Source organism: Thiofaba sp. EF100, from assembly GCF_039822285.1.
Classification (GTDB): domain Bacteria; phylum Pseudomonadota; class Gammaproteobacteria; order Halothiobacillales; family Halothiobacillaceae; genus Thiofaba.
This window is the reverse complement of sequence record NZ_JBAJEY010000002.1, coordinates 98114-111163: the sequence shown is the minus strand read 5'-3', so window position 1 is coordinate 111163 and position 13050 is coordinate 98114. Positions and strand designations below refer to the sequence as shown.

6 protein-coding genes are annotated in these 13050 nt (G+C 69.6%); all 6 read left to right on the top strand.

What is annotated here, in order from left to right; genetic code table 11:
- Positions 1-13: 13 nt before the first annotated feature.
- On the top strand, positions 14-1795 hold the full coding sequence (locus V6D91_RS04880) for an autotransporter assembly complex family protein (protein ID WP_347318279.1): 1782 nt from the start codon (positions 14-16) through the stop codon (positions 1793-1795).
- Positions 1792-5550, top strand: a complete 3759-nt coding sequence (locus V6D91_RS04875) for a translocation/assembly module TamB domain-containing protein (RefSeq protein ID WP_347318278.1) — start codon at positions 1792-1794, stop codon at positions 5548-5550. Before V6D91_RS04880 ends, V6D91_RS04875 begins: the two co-directional genes overlap by 4 nt.
- A gap of 538 nt (positions 5551-6088) precedes the next feature.
- The gene (locus tag V6D91_RS04870) at positions 6089-6889 is read left to right on the top strand and encodes an inositol monophosphatase (protein ID WP_347318276.1); all 801 of its coding nucleotides are present in this window, start codon (positions 6089-6091) and stop codon (positions 6887-6889) included.
- Positions 6890-7130: 241 nt separating this feature from the next.
- On the top strand, positions 7131-8105 hold the full coding sequence (locus tag V6D91_RS04865) for an ABC transporter substrate-binding protein (RefSeq protein ID WP_347318274.1): 975 nt from the start codon (positions 7131-7133) through the stop codon (positions 8103-8105).
- Positions 8102-10939, top strand: coding sequence for an EAL domain-containing protein (locus V6D91_RS04860; protein ID WP_347318273.1), 2838 nt, complete (start codon positions 8102-8104; stop codon positions 10937-10939). Before V6D91_RS04865 ends, V6D91_RS04860 begins: the two co-directional genes overlap by 4 nt.
- Positions 10936-12951, top strand: coding sequence for a diguanylate cyclase (locus tag V6D91_RS04855; protein WP_347318272.1), 2016 nt, complete (start codon positions 10936-10938; stop codon positions 12949-12951). The genes V6D91_RS04860 and V6D91_RS04855 overlap by 4 nt, the downstream gene beginning before the upstream one ends.
- Positions 12952-13050 lie beyond the last annotated feature (99 nt).

Below are 13050 nucleotides of genomic sequence, written 5' to 3'. Positions count from 1 at the left end.
GGATGAAGTCCATTTGAAACGCGCCCTGATCCTGTGGCTGCTGCTCGCGCCCCTTCTGGCCCGGGCCGAGGAAACGGCGGGACTGGAGGCACCGGCGTCAGAGCAGGCATCGCAGCGGATCGAGGTGGTGCTCGAGGGCTTGCCCGACTACCTCCAGCCTGGCGTGCGCGGCGCCCTCTCCGCCGAGCGGCAGAAGAGCAGCGTTTATCTCGACGACCTGCTGGTCGACCACCTCGCGCGGCGCGCCGAGGAGGAGGCCCTGGATGCCATGCGGGCTTCGGGCTTCTACCGCGCTGAGGTGGCCGTCGATGTGCAGGATCAGGCGCCGGGTTGGCGGATGGTGCTCCGGTTCAAGCCCGGCCCCGTGGTATGGATACGCGCTGTGCGGGTGGACCTGGTCGGTCCCGGCAAAGAGGATCAGCCTCTGACCGCCCGCGCGAAACAGTTCCCCCTCGTGCCCAACGGCCCGCTGGTGCATGTCCCTTACGAGGAGTTCAAGGCCGACTGGCTCAAGCTCGCGCGCGAGCGCGGCTACCTCGATGCACGCTTCATCCGCCATGAGATCATCGTTGATCCGGAGGCTGGCACGGCGGACGTCGCCCTGAGCATGGACAGCGGCGAGACCTATGCCTTCGGTGCCACCACCTTCACCCAGGAGGGGGCGCAGCGCTTTGATGCGGACTTGCTCGAGGGCTTCCGCCCCTGGAAGGAGGGCGACCCCTACCGCCTCGCCCGCCTGCTGGAGCTGCACCGCAGTCTGTCGGACACGGGCTATTTCACCGTGGTCGACGTCAGTCCCACTTCGGACCCGGCCCGTCATGTCGTGGATGTCGGGGTGCGCCTCGCCGCGCGGCCGCGCACGCGCTACAGCTTCGGCGCAGGCCTTGGCACCGACACCGGCCCGCGCGGTTCGGTCGAGGTCGAGCGCCGCTATCTCAACGCCCGTGGCGATCGTCTGTTCGGCCGCCTGCGCGCCTCCCTGATCGATACCCAGGCCGAGGTGGAATACCGTCGCCCCTGGCTGACCTCCGGGCGCAGCCCCCGCACCGACTATCTCGGCGCGGCGGTCAATTACACCCGCGAGGTGGTGGCGGACATCGAGACCGAGACCCTCCAGCTGAGGGGGGGCGCCAATGACGTGCAGGGCTTCTGGCGCCGCCAGGTCAGTCTCGGCTGGCTGACGGAGAACTACCGGGTGGAGGGCGAGCCCGAGGTCCGCTCGCGGATGTTGGTCCCCGCCCTCCGGCTGGGCTACCGTCCCCCGCGCGATGCGCGGGGGGGCGGCTGGCGGCTGGATCTGGAGACGCGCGGCGCGCTCGATGCCCTGCTGTCCGACACCTCGCTTGTGCAGACGCGTGCGGATGCAAGCCTGACCCTCCCGCAGCGCCAGCACGACCAATGGCTGCTGCGCGCAAGCCTTGGCGCAAGCTGGGCCGACGATTTCGACAAGGTGCCGATCTCGCTGCGCTACTTCGCCGGCGGCGATTTGAGCGTGCGCGGTTATGGTTACAAGTCGCTCGGCCCGGTCAACGAGGAGGGCAAGGTGGTGGGCGGCCGGCACCTGGTGGTGCTCAGCGCCGAGTACGACTGGATGTTCCTCGACCCCTGGGGGGTGGCCCTGTTCGTCGATGCGGGCAATGCCTTCAACGGCAGCCGAATCGAGCTCAAGACCGGCTTGGGACTGGGCCTGCGCTGGCGCTCGCCGGTAGGGCTGGTGGGCCTGGACGTGGCGCACGGGGTGGACAACCCGACCGATGCCTTCCGCATCCATTTCACCCTGGGGGTGGAGCTGTGAGGCGCCTGGCGTGGCTGGCCCTTTTCGCCCTGATCCTCGTCTTGGGTGCGGGCGGCTGGCTGCTGGGAAGCAGCGATGGGCTCCGCTTCATCGCCGCGCAGCTTGAGGCGCGCGGCTGGCTGACGGCCGAGGCGGTGGAGGGGCGGGTGCTCGGCCGTCTCGAGGTGAAAGGCGCCGCGCTGCGCCTGCCGGGGCTGGATCTTGCGGTCGACCATCTCACGCTCGACTGGCATCCGGGGGCCTTGCTGTACGGGCGGTTGCACGTGAGCACACTTGCGGTCTCGGGCATCCGCATGACCCTGCCGCCCAGCGGGCCTTCCGATGTGCCGACCCAACGCTCCAGCGGGTGGGCCCTGCCGGTGGACGTGCAGCTCGATCGGCTGCAGATCGAGGATCTGGCCCTGCACCAGGGCGAGGACGCGTTCCAGATCATTCGCCGTCTTGAGGCCGGTGTGCAGCTGGCCGACGGCCAGATGCGCCTTGCGCACTTTGCCCTGGACACCCCCTGGGCCACGCTCGAGGCGGCGGGCCACTGGGGACTGAACCCCGACGATGCCGGCGCCCTGACCCTGCGCTGGAAGGCGACCTTGGCGGGGCTGAAGGCGCCGCTGGAGGGGGAGGGGCGGCTCGGGGGCACGCTGCGCCAGATCAGCTTCGAGCAGCGGCTGACCCAACCCCTGACCGCCCGGCTGACAGGGGGGATGGAGCCGCTGACCGCGGGGCTGCCGTGGCACGCCACGCTGGATGCCGACGAGGTGGTGTTCAATGCGCTGCTGGAGGGGCTGCCTGAGCTCGGGGCCTGGGCGGTGCACCTTGCGGCCGCGGGCGATCTGCAGGGGGCACAGGTCAGCCAACTCGAACTGCACCAGGGGGAGCGCAGGCTGCATGGCGAGGGGAGAATCGACTGGGTTGGGATGTCGGAGAAGCCCCTCGGTTCGGCAGGTGGGAGCGGTGCCCACGCCGCGACGGGCGTTGATGTCGGCCCGGGGGCGGGCCTCCTCCCTTCCGTGGGGCTGCGCGGCGAGGTCCGCCTGAATTGGCAGAACCTCGCTTGGCCGCTGGTCGGCCCGGCGGCGCTCGAATCGTCCCGAGGAATACTGGAGTGGCGGGGCTCCCCCACCGACTACCGCGTCGCCGGGGAGGCGCAGTTGGCCGCGCCGGGGCAACCCGCCGCCGTGATCGCGCTCCGGGGCTCGGGGGATCTCGCCCACCTGGCCTTCGACGAGCTGACCGCGCGCGCCATGGAAGGGGTGCTTGAGGCGAGGGGTGAGGCGCACTGGGCGCCCGAGGTGCGCTGGCAGGTCGATCTTATCGCCCGCGATCTGCGGCCCGAGGTGCTGCTGCCTGCCTGGCCGGGCCGGCTGTCGGCCGTTGCCCAGAGCGTTGGGGCGCTGCGGGATGGCCGACCCGTGGCCCGCCTCGAGGTCGAACGCCTGCACGGTGAGCTTCGAGGCTACCCCGTCGAGGCCCGCCTGCGCGGCCAGCTCGACGGTGCGAGGCTGGCGCTTGAGCAGCTCGACCTGCGCTCCGGCCGCAGCCGGGTCGAGGCCCATGGCGTGCTGGGTGAGGCCCTCGACCTTGACCTCGTCATGGATACCCCCGACCTCGCCGAGCTGCTGCCGGGGGCGGTGGGTGCGTTGCGCGGCCAGGCCCGGGTGGTGGGCACGCCTCGGGCGCCGCGCCTTCAGGGGGCGTTCGTGGGGCAGCAGCTGGGCTGGCAGGATTGGCGCATCGCCAGTCTGAGCCTGCGGGCCGGGGGCGGGCTGGAACCCGGGGCACCGCTGGCACTGGTGCTCGCGGCCGAACAGGTCAGCCATGCGGGGGCGGTGCGGCTTGCGTCCGCCCGCCTCACGCTGGAGGGGCAGCCGGCGGCGCATGACCTGAGGCTTGAACTGTCGCAGGGGCGGGCGGGGGCCGCGCTGTGGCTGGCCGGGACGGGGCGCTGGGACGGGGCGCAGGAGCGCCTGCGTCTGACCGAGGGACGGGTGAGCCGCACGCCGCTGGGGGATTGGCGCACCGTCGCACCGACGGAATGGGTCGTGGGGCCGCGCGCTGTCGAGCTGCCACGCTGGTGCTGGGGCGAAGGGGAGGCCAGCCTGTGCATGGAAGGCGCGTGGTCCGCAGGGCAGCGGGGCACGGCGAGGGTGGAGCTGGCCGGTTTCGACCTCGCCCGGGCCGACCCTTGGCTGGCGCGGCAGCGCCTGCGTCTCTCCGGCGGGCTTGCGGGCGAGGCCGTGCTCGAGGCCGCGTCGAAGGGGCCGCTCACGGTGACCGTCCGCCTTGGGGCCGAGCGGGCCGTGGTTCATGTGCCCGGAAGCCGGCGCGGCGAGTGGCTGGACGTGCCGCTGGAGGTGGCGCGCATGGAGGCCCGCCTCGGGGGGGGCGACAGCCGCCTTGCGGTCGTGCTGCGCCGGGATGCCTCCAACCGCCTCGAGGCGCGCCTGGCCCTGCCGGGACACCGCATTGAGGACGGCTGGCCCCCGGGGCAGCGGTTGGACGGGGTAGTCGAGCTCCATTACCGCGAGCCGCTCATGCTCGCCGCCCTCCTCCCCGCCCTGCGCGAGCCGCAGGGTGTGCTGGCGGGGCGCCTCCAGCTCGCCGGAACCCTCGGCCAGCCCAGTCTGTTCGGCGGTGCGCAGGTTTCGGAGGCGAGCGTCGTGCTGCCCGACCTCGGCATCCGTGTCGAGGAGGGCGAGGTGGTCGTCCACGCCGGTCCCGGCCCGTACCTGATCCTGCAGGGTGGTGCCCGTCTGGGCAGTGGGCGCCTGCGCCTGGACGGCCGGGTCGACCTCGCCGGCTTGCCGGATTGGCGCGCCGAGTTGGGCTTGAAGGGCGACAATCTCACGGCCTTGCGCCTCCCCTCGGCCAGCGTGCAGGCCTCGCCGGACCTGAAGATCGCCCTGCGTCCGGGCGAGACCCTTGTTGCCGGGCGGGTTGAGGTGCCGGAGGCCCTGTTCGACCTGGGGGGGGAGACGCCCGCCGCGGCGCGTCTCTCGCCCGATGTGCGCGTCGTCGGCGAGGCGCAGGCCGCACGCCCTCACGTCCTGCATACCCGCATCGAGTTGCTCCTGGGCGAGAAGGTGCGGGTGCGCGGCAAGGGTTTCACCGGCCGCGTCACCGGCCGCCTGGAGGTCATCGACCGTCCCGGCCTACCCGGTCCCGTCGGCCGGGGGGAGCTGACCATCATGGACGGGCGTTACAAGGCCTACGGCCAGGACCTCGCGATCGAGCAGGGCCGACTGATCTTCGCCGACACGCCGCTCGACGATCCGGCGCTGGACATCCGTGCCGTGCGCCGCGGCATCCTGGACGGCACCATCGCCGGTGTGCGCATCGCCGGACGTGCCAGCCGTCCCGAGCTGGCCCTCTTCTCCGTCCCGGCCATGGAGCAGGCCGAAGTGCTCTCCTACCTGGTCACCGGCCGGCCGTTGCAGCAGGGCAGCAGCGGCGATGCCGCGCTCATGGTGCAGGCCGCACGCGCGGCAGGGTTTGCCGGCGGCGACATGCTTGCCGGAAGGATCGGCCAGGCCTTCGGCCTGGAGGAGGCGGCGATCGAGAGCGACGTGGGGACCCGAGAACTCAGCCTGGTGCTGGGGCGCTACCTCACCCCGCGCCTCTACTTGCGCTACGCGCAGGGCCTGGAGGCGGGGTTGCAAACCTTCGTTCTGCGCTATGAACTGACCCGGCATCTCTATGTGCAGGTTCAAAGCGGGGTGAAGGCGGGGGTGGATGTGTTTTACAGTGTCGAGCGTTGAGAGGAGGCGCGGGAAAGGAAGGCTTTCTGCCCCCCTCTCCCGCTCGCGGGAGAGGGGCCGGGGGTGAGGGCAATCACCTTTTGGTCGCGGCGTGACGGGGTTAGGCAGGTGGCAGTCGTGGGGCCATGGAGGGCCGCTTGAGGCGGACGAAACCATGCCGCCAACCCTGAGTTGAAAACTGTTTAACCGGCCGTTGAAGGTCTGATTTCGCCCGCCTCAACGCTTTGAACTTCGTTAGAGTCGCTCGTTAAGGCGGGCGACCCGATTTCTTTGTTCGCGCAAAGAAATCGGGGAAAGAAACGCGCACCCGCAAGGCCGCCCTTCGGGTTCCCGTGCTGCCAGGCCGTTCAAGGGGGTCGCTTTGACGCGGCATCCTGCCGCGGCAAAGCTGAACCGGCCCTCCTTGGCCGGTTCACCCCCTTGCCCAACCTGGCATCACGGCGGCCTTGAGGGGGGGGACTTTTCCCTCACCCCGGCCCCTCTCCCAGAGGGAGAGGGGTGGCTTCCTCTTTTCACGAACCTTGAGTAAGAACCCACCATGCCTCAACCCGACCACCACGCCATCGCCGCCCTCGTCCGCCAGGCCGCGCTGGAGGAGATTCTGCCGCGCTTTCGCAACGTCGAGCGTCACCTCAAGACCGACGGCTCCTGGCTGACCGAGGCGGACCTCGCCATGCAGGCCCGCGTGCAGCGCGAGCTGGCCGCGCGCTTCCCAGGCATCCCCTTCCTCGGCGAGGAGATGGGCGAGGACGAGCAGCAGCGCCTGATGCAACACGCCGACAGCGGCCTGTGGATCCTCGACCCGCTCGACGGCACCAGCAACTTTGCCGCGGGCGTGCCGATCTTTGCCCCCTCGCTGGCCCTGATCCGCGGCGGCCGGGTGGTGCTCGGCGTGGTCTTCGACGTGATGCGCGATGAGACCTTCAGCGCCGCCCAGGGCCAGGGCGCCTGGCTCAATGGTGAGCGGCTGCCACCGCCCACAACGGACATTCCGCTTGGCAAGGCGCTCGCCTGCGTGGATTTCAAGCGCCTTCCCCCCAAGCTTGCGACCCGACTGGCCGTTGATGCACCTTATGGCTCACAACGTTCCATTGGCTCGGTGGCCCTCGATTGGTGCTGGGTTGCCGCCGGGCGCTTCCACGTCTACCTGCACGGCAAGCAGGGGCTGTGGGACTACGCCGGCGGCCTTCTCATCCTCGAGGAAGCGGGTGGCCACAGCTGCACGCTGGAGGGCGAGGCGGTGTTCAACAACACGCTCGAGAAGCGCTCTGCCGTATGCGCCGGCGATACGCGCCTGTTCGCAGCGTGGGCCGCTTGGCTGCGAGGCGGGCAGGCTTAGGGAAACGCTGAAAAAATCCATCCATGGATTTTTTCAGGTCGTCTCGTCGCGGCACATGTCCGCGACGGCCTCCGCGAATCAACGACGTGCGTCGTTGTTCGCGTTGGGGCATCCTGCCCCAAACGGGAAACGCTGAATTTTTCAGCGTTTCCCTAGGGCCGTGCCGCAGGCCAGCATCCGGCAACCCCTTTGCTATAGTGCTTTGCTATAGTGCAGTTATTACGCCATCCGACGGACTCTGATGCACCCTCTCTCCCGCCGGGGTTTTCTCGCCAAGCTCGCCGCCTCCGCGCTCCTGCTCGGTGGGTGCGCTCCGCGCCCGCCCCTGCGCGTGGCGGTCCATCCATGGCTGGGATACGAGCCGATGTTCCTGGCCCGCCAGCATGGCTGGCTGGACGCCGGCCGGGTGCGGCTGGTGGAGACCCCCTCGGCCACGGACTCCCTGCACCTGCTCGGCAGCGGGCTGGTGGAGGCGGCGGCGCTGACGCTCGACGAGGTCTTGCGCGCGCGAGCCCTGGGGGTGCCGCTCATCGTGCCGATGGTGCTCGACGTCTCCGCTGGGGCGGACGGTGTTCTGGCCCGCCATCCCATGCATCTCGCCGACCTGGCGGGGGCGAGGATCGGTGTCGAGCAATCGGCGGTGGGCGCGCTGATGCTTGCGGCTTTGCTGGAGCGCGGCGGGCTCGCGGCGGATCAGGTGCAGCTGGTGTCCCTCGGCTTCCACGAACACGCGGCGGCCTGGCGTGCAGGCCGCATCGATGCCCTGATCACCTTCGAGCCGGCCTTGAGCGAACTGGAAGCGGAAGGGGCAGTGCGCCTCTTCGATTCGCGCGCCCTCCCGGACACCATCGTCGACGTGCTGGCGGTCCATCCCTCCACCCTCGTCCAGCACCGGGCCGCATTGCAGCATCTGGTGAAGGTCACCCTGCGTGCCGTGCATGACCTCGCTCTCAACCGCATGGACGCCGCCCACCGCATCGGCGCGCGGCTTAGGCAGCGGCCGGAGACGGTGCTCGCCGGGCTGCGAGGGCTCCAATTGACCGATCTCGGCCACAACCGTCGCTTGCTGGAGGGTTCCCATCCGCTTCTGCTCAAGCGCGCCCGTGAGGTGGCGGCGATCCTGCAGGGTGCTGGCATCCTGCCCTCGGGCGATGGCATCCTGCAGCAACGCCTGTTCAAAGACCTGGTCCACGCCGAGTACCTGCCCGTCGCATGAACCGCCTGCTGCCACGCCGCCTGAAGACCTTCCTGCCGCTGTTGATGTTCGGCGCGACCCTGGCGTTCAGCCTTCTGTCGCTGCTGGTGCTCGACTTCAGTGAGCGCTCGCGGTTGATCGCGGAGCTCGAGGCCCATCTGCGTGAGGAGGGGGCGCGTCTGGCGCGCCAGGCCGAGGTCGACCTCGCGCGCGATCCGGCGCGGCTTGAGCGCGAGATCATGCTCCATGCGGCCGAGGAGGGGGAGGTGCATACCGCGCTGTTCGACCCGGATGGCAAGGTGCTCTACGCCAGTCAGCTGGATTGGGTGGGGCGAGAGGCGGCCGAGGTGGAGTCGATGCTTGATGCCGCGCGCTATGCCAGCATCAGCGCCGGTCTCGAGCCTTATCTCATGCGCGACGGATTGCGGCTGATGATATGGGTTCCTTATGCCCACCCGTCGGCGCCGGGGGAGCTGAGCAGTACCCGACGCGGGTTGATTCACATCGATTACGACCTCAGCGAGCGGGTCGCCGCGCGGCGGACGGAGAACCTGCGCGATGAGTTGCCGCTCCTGATGCTGGGATTGGTGATGGTGGTGATCTTCGCCTTCTGGCTGGATCGCGGCGTCGCCGCACCGTTGCAAGCCCTGCGCGAGACGATGGGGCGGGTGATGGGCGGGGATCTCAATGCCCGCGTGGGCCGGCGCGGGGTATTCGAACTGGCGGAGCTGACCGCCTCGTTCGACCGCATGGTGGAATGGCTTGGGCGCGAGACCCGCTCCCTGCGCGAGCAGCGCGACTTCGATCACACCCTGCTGCAGGCCCTGCCGGCGCTGGTGGTGGTCGTGGATGGCGAGGAGCGCATCGTGCTGGCCAACCGGCGGGTCGCCGAATGGCTCGACTGCGCCCCGGAGGCGCTGGAGCAGCAGCCGTTCTCCATCCTGACACAACCATCCGGGGAGCCCTTCCCGCGCTTGTTCGCCCGCCTGCGCGACGGGGAGCTGCACGAGATCCGTGGCGTCGAGGCCCCGCTGCCGGCTGCCGACGGATCGATGCGCTGGATCAACTGGTCGCTGCGCCGGCTCGACGGCATGGTGCTGGCGGTGGGCGAGGATGTCACCACCCAGCGCGCGGCCGAGACCCGCCTGCGCCTCGCGCAGACCGTCTTCGACCACCTCGACGAAACGCTGCTGATCACCGACCCCGAACAACGCATCATCGCCGTGAACCCGGCCTTCACCCGCATCATGGGGTACGCGGAGGAAGATGTGCTGGGCAAGACGCCGGCGGAACTGAGCTCCGGCCTGCATGATGCGGGTTTCTATCGCCAGCTGTGGTACGGTCTGAACACCACCGGCCAGTGGCAGGGTGAAATTTGGGATCGGCGCAAAGACGGGACGCTGATCCCGCTCTGGCAGACCATCTCCGCGGTGCGTGACGAGCGTGGGCGGCTGCTGCATTACGTCGCCAACGCCTCCGACCTGTCCGCGCTCAAGCAGGCTCAGGAGCGTAGTGCCTGGTTCGCCGAGCACGACTCGCTGACCGGCCTGCTCAACCGCGCGGGCTTCCTTGCCCGCCTGCGCGAGCATCTGGCGCAGGCGGCCGAGACCGGCCAGCATGGCGCGGTGCTGGTGCTCAACCTCGACCGATTCAAGAGCGTCAACGAGGGACGGGGACCGCAATGGGGCGACGCCCTGCTCATCGCGGCGGGCGAGCGCCTGCGCCTGCATGCCCCGGTGGGTGTCGGCCTGGCACGTCTGGCGGCCGACGAGTTCGCCGTCCTGCTCCCGCCGGGGCGGGCCGACGCCACGGCGGCCGCCGAGCTGGCCCTGCGCATTGCCGAGGCTCTGCGTTCCGCCCTGCGTCAGCCGCTGGATGTGCATGAGGAGACCTTCCGGGTGTCGGCCTCCCTCGGCATCGCCCTCTATCCCCCGCCGGAGTTGGAAGGCGCCGAGCCGAGCGAGGAGACCTTGCGCCAGGCCAACCTCGCCATGCATGTCGCCAAGGTCGAGGGTGGCGACCGGGTCGAGTTCTTCGAGCGGGGCATGGGCGAGCGGGTGCGGGTCGCGTTCGATCTCGAGCACGCCCTGGCGCGCGCGCTGGCCGTCGGGGAAAGCGAACGGCCGTTCCGCCTCTTCCTCCAACCGCAGATGGATGCAACAGGGGCGCTGCGCGGCTTCGAGGCGCTGGTGCGCTGGATCGACCCGCAGCAGGGGATGATCTCGCCTGCGCAGTTCATCCCCATCGCCGAGCAGAGCGGCATGATTGGCGTGCTCGGCGACTGGGTGCTCGATCGCGCCTGCTTCCACCTCGGCCAGCTCAGCCGCGAGGGTCGGGCCTTGAGCATCGCGGTCAATATCTCGCCGCGCCAGTTCGCGGCCTCCGACTTCGTTGCCCGCGTCAGCCAGTCCCTCGCCCGGCATGGCGCGGACCCCGGGCTGCTGGTCCTGGAGGTCACCGAGGGGCTGGTGATCGACAACCCCGGTCGCACGATCTCCACCATGCTCGAACTGGCACGCCTTGGCGTGCGCTTCTCCATCGACGATTTCGGCACGGGCTATTCCTCGTTCGCCTACCTCAAGCGCCTGCCGATCCACGAACTGAAGATCGACCGCAGCTTCATCCGCGACCTGCCGCACGACGGGGATGACGCGGCGATCGTTGACACCATCATTGCCATGGCCGCGCACCTCAAGCTGATGGTGGTGGCCGAGGGCGTGGAGACCGAGGCCCAGGCGGCCTTCCTCCGCGAGCGTGGCCAGGTGATTGCCCAGGGCTTCCTCTACGGCCGCCCCGAGCCCGCAGAGGACTGGCTCGGGCGGGTCTTTGCGGGCGGAGGAGGAGAGGAAGCATGACCGCGGCTGTTCTGCATCGCCTCCTCGTCGTCCTGCTGCTCGCCAGCCTCTTCCTCCCGGCGCGGGGGGCGCTTGCCCTGGAGCAGGCCGGGGCCGTTGCCGGTTTGGGCGGGGATGGGGTTTCCATCGGCATTCTCGCCGTGCGCCCGCAAGCCCAGGTCCAGGCGCAGTGGACCCCGCTGGAGGAGTACCTGCAGGGTCGGCTGGGGATGCCGGTGGCGGTGCGGGCCATGGGGTACGACGACCTTGAGCATGCGCTGGCGCGTCGCGAGGTGGATTTCGTCCTCACCAACCCGGCGCACTATTTGTGCATGGCCCATCGGTACCATCTGACGGCACCGCTGAGCTCACTGATCTTGCAGGGGCAAGGTCGACCGCTCTCTGCCTTCGGGGGTGTGATTTTCACGACCACGCGCACCCCTATCGTCACGCTGGCTGACGTCGAGGGGCGTATCGTGGCTGCGCCGTTTGTCGGGTCCCTCGGCGGTTACCAGATGCAGGCTTATGAGATGCTGGAGGCGGGGTTGGTGCCTCCGCGCGGCCGCTTTCTGCTGGAGACGGGGATGCCCTACGACAAGGTGGTGGAGGCCGTGTTGCAGGGGCGGGCCGAGGTCGGCTTTGTGCGTACCGGGGTGCTGGAGGCGCTGGCGGGTGAGGGGCGGATTGACCTCTCCGAGGTGCGGGTGCTGAACCGCCAGGATCTGCCGCACTTCCCCTTCATCAGCTCCACCCGCCTGTATCCCGAATGGGCCTTCGCTGCCCTGCCGCAGGTGGAGCAGGACCTGGCGCGTCGCATGGCGGCGGCGCTGCTGGATCTGCCGCACGATGGCGAGACCGCCCGGCGCCTCGGCATCTGGGGTTTCACCATCCCGCTGGACTACGAGCCGGTGCGCGAGCTGTTGCGCGTTTTGCGGCTGCCCCCCTTCGAGCAGGCGCCGGACTTCACCCTCGCTGACGTGTGGCAGCGCTATCGCATGGCCTTGATCGCCGCACTGGTGCTCGCGGCCCTCAACCTGGGGCTGCTGGTGGTGGTGTGGCGCAAGCAGCGTCACCTGATGGGGCTCAATGCCACCATCCGCGCCCAAGGGCGCGAGATCGAGCGCCGCAGCGCCCTGGAACGCCAGCTGCTCGGGGCGCTGGCCGAGGGCGTCTACGGGGTGGGGCCCGATGGGCGCTGCACCTTCATCAATCCGGCGGCCCTGCGCTTGTTGGGCTATGCGTCCGAGGACGAGGTGCTGGGCAAGGACAGTCACGCCCTGTTCCATGGGCGGCACCCGGACGGCACGCCCTATCCACATGAACAGTGCCCGATCCACCAGACCCTGCAGGATGGCCAGGTGAGGCAGGCGGAGGATGAGTGGTTCTGGCGCAAGGACGGCACGGGCCTGCCCATCTCCATGCGGGTCTCGCCGGTAGGGGGGGATGACGGCATCCGCGGGGCTGTGGTCGCCTTTCACGACATCACCGAGCGCAAGCGACTGCTCGAGACCCTGCGCCACCAGGCCACCCACGACGAGCTCACCGGCCTGGTCAACCGTCGTCACCTGTTCGAGCTTGCCGAGCGCGAGCATGCGCGGATCCGGCGTGGCCATACGGCGTCCGCCGCGCTCATCATGCTCGACGTGGATCATTTCAAGCGCATCAATGACACCTACGGCCATCTTGCCGGGGACGAGATCCTGCGTCATCTCGGACATCAGCTCATGGTCACCCTGCGCACGGCGGACATCGCTGCCCGCTATGGCGGGGAAGAGTTCGTGATCCTCCTGCCCGACACTGACTTGGATGCGGCCCTGCGCCTGGCCGCGCGCCTGCGCGACGAGGCGGCGGCGAGCACGGTGTACAGCGATGGCCAGCCGCTGCACTATACCCTGAGCCTGGGGCTGACCACCCTGACCCCGCAGGATGCGTCGCTGGACGTGGCCATCGCCCGCGCCGACGAGGCGCTCTATCGGGCCAAGATGGGCGGACGCAACCGCATCGAGGTGGAGGCTGCCGGGCAGCCCACCTAGGGAAACGCTGAATCATTCAGCGTTTCCCGTTTGGGGCAGGATGCCCCAACGCGAACAACGCGTTCCGTCGTTGATTCGCGGAGTCCGTCGCGGACATGC